The organism is Pseudonocardia autotrophica (genome assembly GCF_003945385.1).
GTDB classification, from domain to species: Bacteria; Actinomycetota; Actinomycetes; order Mycobacteriales; family Pseudonocardiaceae; genus Pseudonocardia; species Pseudonocardia autotrophica.
Genome location: NZ_AP018920.1, coordinates 3,068,173 through 3,081,106 on the forward strand (window position 1 = coordinate 3,068,173; position 12,934 = coordinate 3,081,106).

A 12,934-nucleotide genomic window follows, 5' to 3' on the forward strand; every position below is an offset into this window, starting at 1 on the left:
CGACCATGTCCTACAGTGACTAAAGAGCGTTAGTTAGTAAGGAGCGCGCAGGATGGACCTGACGCACACGTTCACCGTCTCCGAGCCCGTGGACCGGGCCTGGGCGGTGATCACAGATCTCGAACGGGTCGCCCCGTGCCTGCCCGGCGCGACGATGCTGGGCGTCGACGGCGAGGCCTACCGCGGCGCCGTCGCGGTGAAGGTCGGACCGGTGACCGCCCGCTACGAGGGCATCGCCCGGTTCACCGAGCGCGACGACGCGGCGCGCCACGCCGTCATCCGGGCCGAGGGGCGCGACGTCGGCGGTCAGGGCAACGCCGCCGCGACCATCGACATCCGGCTGCGCGAGCAGGGCTCCGGTACCGAGGTCGCCGTCGTGACCGACCTCGATCTCGCCGGGCGGGTCGCCCAGTTCGGCCGAGGCGTGATCTCCGACGTCAGCAGCAAGCTGATCGGCCGGTTCGCCCGCCGGCTCGAGGCGGAGATGGCCGGCGGCTCCACCGGTGGCAGCGCCGTCGACCCGGCCGTCGACCCGGCCGCCGACCCGGCCGCCGACGGCCGAGCCGGAGCCGGTGACGGTACTGCCGGCCGGGCCGGAGCCGCGCCGGGCGTCCCGGCACCGACGGTGACCGGACCGGCGCAGCGGCGTGCACCGCAGGAGGCCGAGCCACTCGATCTACTCGCCACCGGCGGCGGCGTCGTCGGGGCGGTCGTCGGGTCGCTGGCCCGGCGGCACGCGCTTCCCCTCGGCACCGCCCTGCTCGGGCTCGTGCTCGGAGTGCTCGTCGGGCGCGCCCGGCGGCGCCCGGGCCCGCCACGCCACGCCGGGCAGGCGGGAGCGCCGGTCCTCCAGCTCGTCCTGCCCGGCACCCACATCCGTCTCCCGGAGGAGAGCCGATGACCGACATCGCCCAGCAGGACGTCCTGCGCGAGCCCCACCTCTACATCGGCGGGCAGTGGACCGCCGGCCGCGGAGCCGATCTCGAGGTCGAGAACCCCGCCACCGAGCAGATCACCGGCGTGGTCACCCAGGCCGGCGCCGAGGACGTCGGGTCGGCGGTCGCCGCCGCGCGCGAGGCGTTCGACGGATGGGCCACGACGCCGGTGGGGGAGCGGGCCGCGGTGCTGCGCCGGGCCCGGGACATCCTCGCCGACCGGGCCGACGAGCTCGCGACGATCATCAACCGGGAACAGGGCTCGCCGCCGAAGCCGGCCCGCGCCCTGCACGTCGACGTCCCGATCGCCGTCGTCGACGCCACCCTCGACGCGCTGGAGAGGTTCCCCTTCCGCAGCGAGCTCGGGAACTCGATCGTGCTGCGCGAACCGGTCGGCGTCGTCGGCGCGATCACGCCGTGGAACCTGCCCCTGCACCAGGTCGTGGTGAAGGTCGTCCCCGCGCTGGCCGCCGGTGCGACCGTGGTGCTCAAGCCGGCCGGGCTCACCCCGCTGGCCGCCTTCGCTCTCGCCAGGGCCTTCGACGACGCCGGCCTCCCGCCGGGCGTGTTCAACCTGGTCCCGGGCAGTGGCCGGGTCGTCGGCGACCTCCTGGCCCGCCACCCGGGCGTCGACCAGGTGTCGTTCACCGGATCGACCCCGGTCGGCCGGACGATCGCCGCGGCCGCCGCGGAGACCGTCAAGTGCGTCACCCTGGAGCTCGGTGGCAAGTCCGCCTCGGTCGTCCTGGCCGATGCGACCGACGACCAGCTCGCGACGGCGGTGAAGGTGACCGTCGCGAACTGCTTCCTCAACGGGGGCCAGACCTGCACGGCGCTGTCGCGTCTCGTCGTACCCCGGGAGCGGCTCGCCGAGGTGGAGGAGCTCGCCGCCGCGGCCGCCGCGAAGTACACCCCGGGCGGGCGCCTCGGCCCACTGATCTCCGCCGGGCAGCGCAAGGAGGTCGAGTCGTTCCTCGTCCCCGGTGCGGGCGGCGACCGGGCGGTCACGGTGACCGGGGACGTCGACCTGCCGGACCGCGGGCACTGGGTCGTCCCGACCGTCGTCTCCCGGGTCGATCCGGACTCGCGCCTCGCGCAGGACGAGGTCTTCGGCCCGGTCCTGTCGATCCTCGCCGCCGACTCCGACGACGACGCCGTCCGGATCGCCAACCACAGCATCTACGGCCTCGGTGGCGCGGTGTGGGGCGGCGACGGCACCGCACTCGCCGTCGCCGGGCGGCTGCGCACCGGCCAGGTCGACGTCAACGGCGGTGGGTTCAACCCCGCAGCGCCGTTCGGCGGCTACAAGCAGTCCGGTGTCGGGCGGGAGATCGGTGAGCACGGCATCGCCGACGTGTGCGAGACCAAGGCGGTGCAGCGATGAGCGCCCGGACTGCCGCGGTGGACCGGTCCGAGGCCGGATTCCCGCACCGGACACGGGCCGCGGTGCTGCGCGAGGTCGGTACGCCGATGGTCGTCGAGACCATCCGGCTCCGGGCGGTCGGCAGCACAGACGTCCGGGTCCGCATCGACCGGACCGGCGTCTGCCACTCCGACCTGTCCCTGGCCAACGGCACGCTCGGCCAGCCGTTGCCCGCCGTCCTCGGGCACGAGGCCTGCGGCACCGTGGTCGAGACCGGTTCCGCGGTGACCGACCTGGCGCCGGGGCAGCGGGTCATCCTGCTGTGGATCACCCCCTGCCGGGAGTGCTTCGCCTGCACCCACGGGCAGCCGCACCTGTGCGAGAGCGGCTCGTCGCGGGCGGGGGAGCCGTACGCGCTGACCGAGGACGACCTGCCGGTCCATCCGGGCCTGACCGTCGGCTCGTTCGCCGAGCAGACCGTCCTGCCCCGCGCCGCCGTCGTACCGGTGCCGGACGACATCGACACCGTCGACGCCGCGCTCCTCGGGTGCGCGGTGACCACCGGCGTCGGCGCGGTCACCCACACCGCTCGCGTCGAGCAGGGGGCGTCGGTCCTGGTCATCGGGCTCGGCGGGGTCGGGCTGTCGGTGCTGCAGGGCGCGCGGCTCGCCGGCGCCGGGACGGTGATCGCGGTGGACCGCAACCCGGACAAGGCCGAGCTCGCCTCCGCCGCCGGGGCGACCCACTTCGTGCCCGCGGACGAGGGGACCAGGAAGGCGGTCCGGTCGCTGACCGGGGGCCGCGGCGCCGATCACGCCTTCGACTGCGTGGGCTCGTCGCGCACGATCCGGGACATGTGGTCGCTCACCCGCCGGGGCGGGACCGCCACGGTCGTCGGGATCGGCGCGAAGGACGACCTGGTCTCGTTCTCCGCGCTGGAGCTGTTCCACTTCGCCCGCACCCTGCGCGGTTGCGTCGCCGGTTCGGTCGACGCGGCGACGGAGATGCCCACGTTCTTCGAGTGGGTCCGCACCGGGCAGCTCGACCTGCGCGGTCTGGTCACCGGTCACGGCCCGCTCGAGTCGGTCGGCGACGCCCTCGCCGAACTCGAGGCCGGCCGCGGGGTCCGCACCCTGCTCACCCCGGGCGGTGACGGCGCATGAAGATCGGCACGATCCAGGTCCTCCCGGTGCTCGACGGCACCGGGCGGGAACCGGCCGCCGAGGTGCTGACCCGGCCCGGCGTCCCGGACGCCTGGGCCTGTCACGGCGACCAGCTCGACGAGCACGGCACGCTGCACCTCGACCTCGGCGGGTTCCTGGTCCGCACCGGCGACCGGACGGTACTGGTCGACGCCGGCGTCGGCACCATCGACAACGGCCGGTACGCCGGCGGACGGTTCCTCGACTCGCTGCACGGCCACGGCGTCGCCCCCGAGGACGTCACCGACGTCGTGTTCACCCACCTGCACTTCGACCACGTGGGCTGGGCCACGCGCAAGGGCGCGATCGTCTTCCCGAACGCGACCTACCGGGTCCACGAGGCGGACTGGGCACACTTCGTCGACTCCCCGGACGCCGAACCGGGCGCCGTCCGCAAGCTCACGCCGCTGACCGAGCGGCTCGAGACCTTCGGCGCCGACACCGTGCTCGCCCCCGGTCTCAGCACGCGGCACACCCCCGGCCACACCCCCGGGTCCACCGTCGTGGTGGTGGCCGACGGCGACGAGCGCGCGTTGCTGCTCGGCGACGTCGTGCACTCGGTGGTCGAGCTGCACGAGCGCGACTGGGAGGCGGTCTTCGACGTCGACCCGGTCGCCGCCCGCGCGGTCCGCAACGCCGTCGCCGACGAGGTCGCGGACTCCACCGACGTCGTCGTCGGCGCCCACTTCCCGGGGCTGCGGTTCGGCCGGGTCGTCACCGCCTTCGGCAACCGCACCTTCCAGCAGATCGTCTAGGAGCACCTCATGGATCTTCAGCTCACCGGGACGAACGTCCTGATCAGCGGCGCGGGCCAGGGGCTGGGTCGCGCCCTCGGCCTCGGGTTCGCCGCGGAGGGCGCCAACGTCGCCTTCCACTACCACTCCTCCGCCGAGGGGGCCGAGAAGTCCGCGGCCGAGGCCGCCGAGCTCGGCGTCCGGTCCATCGCCGTGGGCGGGGACCTGCGCGACGCCGACGCGGTCGCCGCCATCGTGGCGCGCACCGAGGACGAGCTCGGCCCGATCTGCGTGCTGGTCAACAACTCCGCCGTGACGAAGAAGCAGCGTTTCCTGGAGTCGACGCCGCAGGACTGGGCGCCGCAGGTCGACGTGACGGTCACCGGCACCCTGCAGCTCACCCACGCGGTGGCCACCCGGATGGCCGAGCGCGAGGCCGGGTCGATCGTGAACCTGATGGGCGACTCCGGGCGGGTGGGCGAGTCGGGACTGCTGGTGACCGCGACCGCGCGCTCCACGACCGTCGGCCTGACCCGGTCGCTGGCCAAGGAGCTGGCCCGGCACAAGATCCGCGCGAACGCGGTGTCGCTGGCCCTGGTGCGCACCGACAACTTCGACGCCCACGCCGGCACCCCGGAGGCGGACACGATGAAGAAGATCCTCTCCGCCTACCCGCTGCGCCGGTTCGGCCACCCCGACGACATCACCCCCATGGTGCTGCTGCTCGCCTCACCGCTGTCGTCCTGGACGACCGGGCAGGTCGTGTCGGTCAACGGCGGCTATGCGATGCCCTGACCGGACGGATCCGGCACGCTGCAGCGAGGAGGACCGATGAGTGAGGACACCGTGGTCGACGAGGACAGCGTGGTCGTCGAGGACAGCGCCGTCGACGAGAACACCACCCGGGCCGGCTCCCTGGGCCGCAACGTGCGGCGCAAGGAGGACCACCGGCTGATCACCGGGCACGGCCGGTTCGTGACCGACGTCGAGCTGCCGCGGATGCGGCACGTGGCGTTCCTGCGCAGCCCCTACGGCCACGCCCGGATCACCGGTACCGACACCGCGGCCGCCCGCGAGGCCGGGTTCGGGGTCTTCACCGGCGCCGACTTCGCCCACGTCGAGCTGCGCGCGCAGTCCGCGCTGCCCTCCTACGTCGAGACCGCTCAGCCGGTACTGGCCCACGAGAAGGTCCGGTTCGCCGGCGAGGCGGTGGCGGCCGTCGTCGCCGGGGACCGGTACCGGGCCGAGGACGGCCTGGAACTCGTCACGGTCGACTACGAGCCGCTGGCTCCGACGGTCTGTGCCTGGGAGACGCCGTCGGCACCCGTGCACGCCGAGGCACCGGACAACGTCCTGCTCGAGCGGACCTTCGACACCGGCGGCGTCGACGACGTCCTGGCCTCCGCCGCGGTCGTCGTCGAGCGGGAGCTGACCACCAACCGGCACGCGGGCAACCCGATGGAGTGCCGTGCCGGGGTCGCCGTGTGGGACGCCGCGGACGGCAAGCTGACGTTCTGGAACGGCACCCAGGTCCCGCACATCGCCCGCAACATGATCGCGGAGCTGATGGGTCTGCCCGAGAGCAAGGTCCGGGTGATCGCCCCCGACGTCGGCGGCGGGTTCGGCGTGAAGGCGGTGCTCTACCCGGAGGACCTCGCGCTGTGCCTGATGGCCCGGGAGATGCCGGGCATCCCGCTGAAGTGGGTCGAGGACCGGGCCGAGCACCTGCTCGCCGCGACCCACGCCCGCGACCACCGGTACCTGATGACGGCCGCATTCGACGCCGGCGGGACGCTCCTGGCCGTCGACGCGGACGTGACCTGCAACGTCGGTGCCTACTCGGTGTACCCGTGGACGGCCGGCATCGAGCCGCTGATGGCCGGTGGGCTGCTCTCCGGGCCGTACCGGCTGGATCACTACCGGTGCACCGTCCGTGGTGTCGCGACGAACACGGCGCCGTCGGGGCCCTACCGGGGTGTCGCGCGCCCGGCGAGCGTGTTCGCGATGGAGACGATGTTCGACGCGGCGGCGGCGCAGCTGGGCATCGACGCGATCGAGATCCGCCGCCGCAACCTGATCACTCCGGACGACGTCCCCTACCGGATGCCGTCCCGGCTCATCGACGACTCCGGCCACTACGGCGAGTGCCTCGACAAGGCCCTCGAGGCCCTGGACTACGACGCCGTCCGTGCCGAGCAACGCCGCCGCCGGGAGAGCGGCGGGTCCCCGATCGGGATCGGGGTCGCCGTCTACAACGAGCTCACCGGGCTGGGCCGGGCCGCCAGCGCCGGACCCCGGATGCCGTTCCGGACCGGCCACGACGCCTGCACCGTGCGGGTCAACCCGGACGGCGGGGTCACCGTCCTGTCCGGGGTGACCTCACAGGGTCAGGGGCTCGAGACCACGGTCGCCCAGATCGTCGCCGACGCCGTCGGCGTCCGGTACGAGGACGTCGAGGTCCGCATCGGCGACACCGACGAGTCCCTGTGGGGTTTCGGCGCGTTCTCCTCCCGCCAGGCGGTGATCGGCGGGGGAGCCGCGCACAACACCGGCACCGCGGTGCGGAAGAAGATCATCACGCTCGCCGCCGGACTGATCGAGGCGGCCGAGGCGGACCTGCGGATCGCCGACGGCGAGATCTATGTCGTCGGGGACACGAAGCCGCAGATCACCGTCGCCGAGGTCGCGCGGGTCGCCTACCTGGAGTCGAACCGCCTTCCGGACGGGATCGAGCCCGGCCTCGATGCGACGACCTTCTACGACCCGATCCGCGGCGCGTTCGCGGCGGGGGCGCAGGTCGCCGCGATCGAGGTCGACCGGGCCACCGGCGAGCTGCGGATCCTGTCCTACGTCTGCGTCGAGGACGCCGGCCGCGCCCTGCACCCGCAGATCGTCGACGGGCAGATCGCCGGCTCGATCGCCCAGGGCATCGGGGGTGCGCTCTACGAGCATCTCGTCTACGACGACGACGGGAACCTCTCGACCGGGACGCTGCTGGACTACCTCATGCCCACCAGCGCCGAGGTCCCCGACATGGTCATCGGCCACGTCTCGCGGCCGGCCGCGAACCCGCTCGGGGTCCGGGGAGTGGGTGAGGGCGGAACACTCGGCCCGAACGCGGTACTCGCCGGGGCGCTGCGCGATGCGCTGGGGATCGAGGTCGACGAGCTGCCGGTCAGCCCGGCGCGGGTCTGGAAGGAGCTCCAGCGATGATCGAACTCTCCTGGCGCGGCCGCGTCGCGGTGCTGACCCTCGACCGGCCGGACAAGCACAACGCCCTCACCGCCGAGCTGTGCGAGCGGATCCGGACCGCCGTGGCGTCGGCGGCGCAGGCCCGCGCTCTCGTGCTCACCGGCAACGGCCGGAGCTTCTGTTCGGGCGCCGACCTCGACGAGGTGCACACCGCCGGGTTCCGCGACGAGCTCTACCGGATGTTGCACGCCGTCACCGCCGCGCCGGTTCCGGTCGTCGCCGCCGTGCACGGTGCCGCGATCGGGGCCGGTACCCAGCTGGCGATCGCGGCCGACCTGCGCGTGGTGAGCCCCGCGGCACGCTTCGCCGTGCCCACGGCCCGGATCGGACTGGCCGTCGATCCCTGGACGATCAGGCGGCTCGCGCTGCTGGCCGGTCACGGCGCCGCACGCCGGATGCTGCTGGCCTGCGACCCGATCGACGCCGACGCCGCGCTGGCCTGCGGACTCGCCGACCGGCCGGGCGACCTCGACGACGCCCTGGACTGGGCGGCCGGCATGGCCGACCTGGCACCGCTGACCGTCGGCTACACGAAGCGAGTACTCGGCGAGGTGTTCGAGCCCGGCCTCGCCGGTGATGTCGCCACCGAGCTCGACGCCGCCTTCGAGGCCTGCTGGGCCAGCGGCGACTTCGCCGAGGGGCGCCTCTCCCGCGCGGAGAAGCGCCCGCCGGTGTTCCGAGGGAGATGAGCACATGAAGTGCGCCCCGTTCGACTACGTCCGCGCGGCCAGCGTCGAGGAGACCGTGAAGGTCCTCGGCGAGGCCGATGGCGACGGCAAGATCCTCGCCGGCGGGCAGAGCCTGGTCCCGGTGCTCGCGCTCCGGATGGCCCGTCCCGCGGTGCTGGTCGACGTCAACCGGATCCCGGGTCTGTCGTCGATCCGCCGGATCGACGACACCGTCGAGGTCGGCGCCACCGTGCGGCACAGCCGGCTCGCCGAGCAGACCGAGCACCCGCTCCTCGCCGAGGCCGCCCGCTGGATTGGGCACACCGCGATCCGGTCCCGCGGGACGGCCGGCGGCAGCATCGCCCACGCCGACCCCTCGGCCGAGTTACCGGTCGTCGCTGTCGCCACCGGTGCGACGGTGACCGTGACCGGGCCGCGGGGGTCCCGCGACGTCGACGCCGAGGAGCTGTTCGTGGGTGCCTTGACGACCTCCATCGAGGAGGACGAGATGATCACCGCGATCCGGTTCCCACAACCGGACCGGTGGGGCTTCGCCGAGTTCGCCCGCCGGCACGGCGACTTCGCCCTGGTGACCGCCGTCGTCACCGAGGTGCGTGGCCGGCCCCGGATCACCTTCGGCGGCGTCGGGTCGGTCCCGCAACGCGCCGCCGCCGCCGAGCAGGCACTCGCCGACCGGCGGCCCGCGGCCGAGATCGCGCACATCGCGGCCGAGGAGATCGAGCCGACCGCGGACCTGCACGGCTCGGTCGAGTTCCGCCGCGCGATCGCCACCGAGATGACCCGCCGCGCGCTCGCGCAGTTCGATTCCGTCCGGGAGCAGAGCCGATGAAGATCAGCTTCAGTGTCAACGGCGAGCGGGCCGACCTCGACGTCGAACCCCGCCGCACCCTCGCCGACGCGCTGCGTGAGGACTGCGGCCTGACCGGGACCCACCTCGGCTGCGAGCACGGCGTCTGCGGCGCGTGCACGATCCTCGTCGACGGCGAACCGGTGCGGGCGTGCCTGATGTTCGCCGTCCAGGCCGACGGGGCCTCGGTCAGCACCGTCGAGGGCCTGCAGGGCACCGACGGTGAGCTGCATCCGGTGCAGGAGGCGTTCGTGGCCTGCCACGGGCTGCAGTGCGGGTTCTGCACACCGGGAATGCTGATGTCGGCCTGTCACCTGCTCGACACGAGACCCGACGCCGATCGGGAGACCATCCGCGCCGAGATGTCGGGCAACATCTGCCGGTGCACGGGCTACCAGGGCATCGTCGCCGCGGTCGAGCGTGCCCGCGCCGACATGCGGGACCCGGCGGGGCCAGGGGAGGGGCCGGTGCATCCGTGGGAGGTCACGTTCTCCGAGGAGTGACCGATCGGTGCGGCGGTGTGGGCGGAGATCGGCCTGGCGGCAGGGTCTCCCTCCAGGCCGTGCGCGGTCCTGAACCTCGGCACCGGCCTGGTCCACCGGGGCGGGGTGTATCCGCTGGTGACTACGCCGGGCGCGCCGACGTTCGGTTCCGGTGGGGCAAGTCGAGGGGTCAGGTCTGGCCGGAGGTGAGCTGACTGGCCCGCTGGTGGGACACCCCGAGGACCGTACCCAGGTCGCGAATGGACAGCCCTCGTGCTTCAGGGCGACGGCGGCGGCCCGCAGTTCCTCCGCGGCGCCGGTGCGGGCGCCGGCCTCGACCTCGCGGAGCCGAGCGACCTCGTCGAGGTGGGCGCGGATCGGGGCCGGCAGCACGACGGTGACGGACAGCTCGACGTCGGTCTCGCCGGTCATGATGTCGATCAGGTCGAGCGCCATCGGCTCGACCTCGCTCAGGGTGCGGGCCTGGGTGGTCCGGTCGACCTCCGGCACGTGCACCATCCACGCGTCCTCGGCGCGCGTGACGAGCGCCGTGTAGCGGCTCACTCCCACCACCCCTGTCCCAGCTCGGGCTCGCACTGCTTGTAGACCGGGTCATGCTGCCGCGGTGCGTTTCGCGTGATGGGATGAGTAACGCATCGCGCTTTCGTTTTTTTCGTTTGGCGGTACGATAGATGCTGGCGGAGAGGGGAAGCGCCATGGCAACTTTGTACGACAGAACGGTACTGCCACCAGAGGAGCCGGAGCCGCTACACCGCATGGTCGAAGCGATGCGGACGGCGGACGGGCCGGCGACGCTGCTCGGCCCTGACGACGTGAAGTGGGAACTGCCGGCGGAGGCGTATCGAGTGTTGAGGGAGGTGCTGGAGGCGATGGCGGACGGACTCGCGATCACGGTCGTGCCGCAGCACACCCGCCTGACGACGCAGGAGGCAGCCGACATGCTCGGCATCTCCCGCCCGACCCTGGTCAAGCTGCTCGGCGACGGGGAGATCCCGTACGAGCAGCGTGGCCGTCATCGGCGCGTGTTGCTCACCGACGTTCTCGACTACCAGCAGCGGGCGCGTGTCGAGCAGAAGAAGCAGCTCGACGACCTGGTCAGCGAGGCTGCAGAGCACGACCTGTACACCTCTACCGCTACACCGCGGCCCACCCGATAGGCGACGATCGCGTTGGCGTTCCCGGCCCTGCTCGACACCTGTGTGCTGTTCCCGCAGTACCTCACCGACACCCTGCTCACGCAGGCGTCGGCGAAGACATTTCGACCTCTGTGGTCCCGCGGGATCCTGGACGAGCTGGGCCTGGCGCTCGAACACAACACGTCCATGACCAGCGAGCAGATCCAGCACCGGCTGGATCGCATGCGCACCGCGTTCCCGGACGCCGAGGTCACCGGCTACGAGCACCTGGTCGACGGTTTGACCTGCGATCCGAAAGACCGGCACGTGCTGGCCGCCGCGGTCCGGGCGAACGCGGAGGTGCTGGTAACGGCCAACCTGAAGGACTTCCCGGAGCACTCGACCAAGTCGTTCGATCTCAGAGTGGTCAGCCCGGACGATTTCCTGCTCGATCAGCTCGACCTCTACCCGGCTCCGGTCCTGCACTGCCTGGAGGAACAGGTCGACAGGTACGTCGCGGTGCACGGTCCAGCGACGGTGTCAGAGCTGTGCACGGCGCTGGACCGGGCCGGCGTGCCGAAGTTCGCGGCCGAGGTGCGGCGCAACCCTCTCTGCCAAGATCACCTGAGACAGGTTGAAGTCAGCGGTTCACAGTAGAGGGCGTGATCGGAGATCCTGGTGCTCGTGTCATCGGAGGAGCGTCGCGGTGCGGGGGCCGGCAGCAGCGGGTCGACGGCGTCGTCGTCGGGTCCGCGGTCGGCTGGTGGTCCGTCGCCGCGTCCGTCGCGTAGGTCGTTCAGCGCGGAATACAAGCTGGCGATCGTCGCGGAGTATGAGAACGCGCCGAACGGTGAGAAGGGCGCGGTCCTGCGCCGGGAGGGCCTGTATTCGTCGCACGTGATCGAGTGGACCCGGGCCCGGGACGTCGGCGCGCTGGAGGGCGTAGCCGATTCGAGGCGGTCGGCGAAACGTCCGAAGCGGTCGGCGGAGGCGGCCGAGTTGGAACGGCTCCGGGCCCGGAACGCGAAACTCGAATCCGACCTGACGAAGACGCGGACCGCGTTGGACATCATGGGAAAAGCGCACGCGCTCTTGGAGCAGCTGTCCGAGAGCGCGGACGACCAGGAACCACCGGCGCCGCGGAAGCGGCGTTGAACGGCGCGTTCACCGAGTTGCGCGCCGCTGAGGTGTCGATCAAGGCGGCGTGCGCGTTGACCGGTCGGTCGCGGGCCACGCACTACCGCCGCGCCGACCCGGCGGGGGTGACGCTCGGGCCGCTGCACGGCCCGCACCGTGCGCGCCGGCTCCCGCCCTCGACGATCACCGACGACGAGCGTGCCGCCGTGCTCGCGCTGCTGAACTCCGAGGACTACCGGGATCTGGCCATTCCGCAGGTGTGGGCCCGGGAGCTCGACGAGGGCCGGTGGTGGTGCTCGCAGTCGAGCATGTACCGGATCGCCCGCGCAGCGGGTCAGAACCGGGAACGGCGCGCCCAGGCCACGCATCCGCCGCGGGTGCGCCCGGAGCTGGTCGCTCATGGCCCGAGCGAGGTGTGGTCGTGGGACATCACCGCGCTGAAGGGCCCGCGGAAGGGCGAGTGGTACAAGCTGTATGTGGTGCTCGACATCTTCTCCCGCTACGTAGTCGGATGGCTCGCCGCGAACGCTGAGGATGCCGTCGTGGCGAAGGATTTCCTCGCCGACGCAGTCGCCCGCAACCACGTCATCCCGCAGACGATTCATGCCGACCGGGGCGGGTCGATGACCTCGAAACCGGTATCGGAGCTGATGGTCGATCTCGGTATCTGCCGGTCACATTCCCGGCCGCAGTGCTCGAATGACAACCCGTTCTCCGAGGCGCAGTTCAAGACGCTGAAGTACGTGCCGGACTTCCCGGACCGGTTCGGCTCGCTCGCTGATGCCCGCGCGTTCTGCGAGCGGTTCTTCGAGCACTACAACCACGAGCATCGGCACTCCGGCATCGGCATGCACACCCCGGCGTCGATCCACTTCGACACCGCGACCGAGGTCCGGGCTCAGCGTCAGACCGTCCTCGACCGCGCACACGCCCAGTATCCCGAGCGATTCAGTCGCCGGCCCAGCCCGCCGCGCCTGCCCGAGCAGGCGTGGATCAATCAACCCGTCCTACAGCCAACTCAGTAAGATCAACTGTCTCAGTTGACTTGACAGCTACCGCAACGTACGCCGCAGCTGACTACGGCCGCGCCCGGTCCCCGGCGTCAGGCGGCCAACCGTTGCCCTCGTCGGCCCGGTCGAAGACCAGCGTGCCGTCTG

At 72.2% G+C, this 12,934-nt stretch carries 14 protein-coding genes; all 14 read left to right on the forward strand.

Translation table 11 applies throughout. The features are described from left to right. Positions 1 to 52: 52 nt before the first annotated feature. The gene (locus tag Pdca_RS14540) at positions 53 to 901 is read left to right on the forward strand and encodes an SRPBCC family protein (RefSeq protein ID WP_085914362.1); all 849 of its coding nucleotides are present in this window, start codon (positions 53 to 55) and stop codon (positions 899 to 901) included. Continuing rightward, the gene (locus Pdca_RS14545) at positions 898 to 2,319 is read left to right on the forward strand and encodes an aldehyde dehydrogenase family protein (protein ID WP_085914361.1); all 1,422 of its coding nucleotides are present in this window, start codon (positions 898 to 900) and stop codon (positions 2,317 to 2,319) included. The genes Pdca_RS14540 and Pdca_RS14545 overlap by 4 nt, the downstream gene beginning before the upstream one ends. Then, complete coding sequence (locus Pdca_RS14550; RefSeq protein ID WP_085914360.1) at positions 2,316 to 3,461, forward strand: Zn-dependent alcohol dehydrogenase; 1,146 nt, start codon at positions 2,316 to 2,318, stop codon at positions 3,459 to 3,461. Before Pdca_RS14545 ends, Pdca_RS14550 begins: the two co-directional genes overlap by 4 nt. Continuing rightward, positions 3,458 to 4,255 (forward strand): MBL fold metallo-hydrolase, encoded by a 798-nt coding sequence (locus Pdca_RS14555; RefSeq protein WP_085914359.1) that lies wholly within the window; start codon positions 3,458 to 3,460, stop codon positions 4,253 to 4,255. Before Pdca_RS14550 ends, Pdca_RS14555 begins: the two co-directional genes overlap by 4 nt. 9 nt (positions 4,256 to 4,264) lie before the next feature. Beyond that, positions 4,265 to 5,029: an SDR family NAD(P)-dependent oxidoreductase gene (locus Pdca_RS14560; protein WP_085914358.1), complete on the forward strand. Its 765-nt coding sequence runs from the start codon at positions 4,265 to 4,267 to the stop codon at positions 5,027 to 5,029. Positions 5,030 to 5,065: 36 nt separating this feature from the next. Further along, on the forward strand, positions 5,066 to 7,447 hold the full coding sequence (locus Pdca_RS14565) for a xanthine dehydrogenase family protein molybdopterin-binding subunit (RefSeq protein WP_085914357.1): 2,382 nt from the start codon (positions 5,066 to 5,068) through the stop codon (positions 7,445 to 7,447). Continuing rightward, positions 7,444 to 8,175, forward strand: a complete 732-nt coding sequence (locus Pdca_RS14570) for an enoyl-CoA hydratase (protein WP_085914356.1) — start codon at positions 7,444 to 7,446, stop codon at positions 8,173 to 8,175. The genes Pdca_RS14565 and Pdca_RS14570 overlap by 4 nt, the downstream gene beginning before the upstream one ends. A gap of 4 nt (positions 8,176 to 8,179) precedes the next feature. Further along, positions 8,180 to 9,004: an FAD binding domain-containing protein gene (locus tag Pdca_RS14575; protein WP_085914355.1), complete on the forward strand. Its 825-nt coding sequence runs from the start codon at positions 8,180 to 8,182 to the stop codon at positions 9,002 to 9,004. Then, positions 9,001 to 9,525, forward strand: a complete 525-nt coding sequence (locus Pdca_RS14580; RefSeq protein ID WP_085914354.1) for a (2Fe-2S)-binding protein — start codon at positions 9,001 to 9,003, stop codon at positions 9,523 to 9,525. Before Pdca_RS14575 ends, Pdca_RS14580 begins: the two co-directional genes overlap by 4 nt. Positions 9,526 to 9,777: 252 nt before the next feature. Further along, positions 9,778 to 10,110, forward strand: a complete 333-nt coding sequence (locus Pdca_RS14585) for a hypothetical protein (protein ID WP_085914353.1) — start codon at positions 9,778 to 9,780, stop codon at positions 10,108 to 10,110. A gap of 110 nt (positions 10,111 to 10,220) precedes the next feature. Then, positions 10,221 to 10,682 (forward strand): helix-turn-helix domain-containing protein, encoded by a 462-nt coding sequence (locus Pdca_RS14590; protein WP_085914426.1) that lies wholly within the window; start codon positions 10,221 to 10,223, stop codon positions 10,680 to 10,682. A 12-nt stretch (positions 10,683 to 10,694) separates the two neighbouring features. Next, complete coding sequence (locus tag Pdca_RS14595; protein ID WP_125911417.1) at positions 10,695 to 11,297, forward strand: PIN domain-containing protein; 603 nt, start codon at positions 10,695 to 10,697, stop codon at positions 11,295 to 11,297. 21 nt (positions 11,298 to 11,318) lie between these two features. Continuing rightward, positions 11,319 to 11,795: a transposase gene (locus tag Pdca_RS36085; protein WP_179956585.1), complete on the forward strand. Its 477-nt coding sequence runs from the start codon at positions 11,319 to 11,321 to the stop codon at positions 11,793 to 11,795. Further along, positions 11,792 to 12,802 (forward strand): IS3 family transposase, encoded by a 1,011-nt coding sequence (locus tag Pdca_RS14605; RefSeq protein ID WP_125911267.1) that lies wholly within the window; start codon positions 11,792 to 11,794, stop codon positions 12,800 to 12,802. Before Pdca_RS36085 ends, Pdca_RS14605 begins: the two co-directional genes overlap by 4 nt. The last annotated feature ends 132 nt before the right edge of the window (positions 12,803 to 12,934 follow it).

What these genes read in the sequence shown, in the direction of transcription:
- Pdca_RS14590 (WP_085914426.1), top strand. Translation starts at nt 10,221, where the DNA reads ATGGCAACTTTGTACGACAGAACGGTACTGCCACCAGAGGAGCCGGAG.
- Pdca_RS14565 (WP_085914357.1), top strand. Translation starts at nt 5,066, where the DNA reads ATGAGTGAGGACACCGTGGTCGACGAGGACAGCGTGGTCGTCGAGGAC.
- Pdca_RS14580 (WP_085914354.1), top strand. Translation starts at nt 9,001, where the DNA reads ATGAAGATCAGCTTCAGTGTCAACGGCGAGCGGGCCGACCTCGACGTC.
- Pdca_RS14570 (WP_085914356.1), top strand. Translation starts at nt 7,444, where the DNA reads ATGATCGAACTCTCCTGGCGCGGCCGCGTCGCGGTGCTGACCCTCGAC.
- Pdca_RS14540 (WP_085914362.1), top strand. Translation starts at nt 53, where the DNA reads ATGGACCTGACGCACACGTTCACCGTCTCCGAGCCCGTGGACCGGGCC.
- Pdca_RS14575 (WP_085914355.1), top strand. Translation starts at nt 8,180, where the DNA reads ATGAAGTGCGCCCCGTTCGACTACGTCCGCGCGGCCAGCGTCGAGGAG.
- Pdca_RS14545 (WP_085914361.1), top strand. Translation starts at nt 898, where the DNA reads ATGACCGACATCGCCCAGCAGGACGTCCTGCGCGAGCCCCACCTCTAC.
- Pdca_RS14555 (WP_085914359.1), top strand. Translation starts at nt 3,458, where the DNA reads ATGAAGATCGGCACGATCCAGGTCCTCCCGGTGCTCGACGGCACCGGG.
- Pdca_RS14560 (WP_085914358.1), top strand. Translation starts at nt 4,265, where the DNA reads ATGGATCTTCAGCTCACCGGGACGAACGTCCTGATCAGCGGCGCGGGC.
- Pdca_RS14550 (WP_085914360.1), top strand. Translation starts at nt 2,316, where the DNA reads ATGAGCGCCCGGACTGCCGCGGTGGACCGGTCCGAGGCCGGATTCCCG.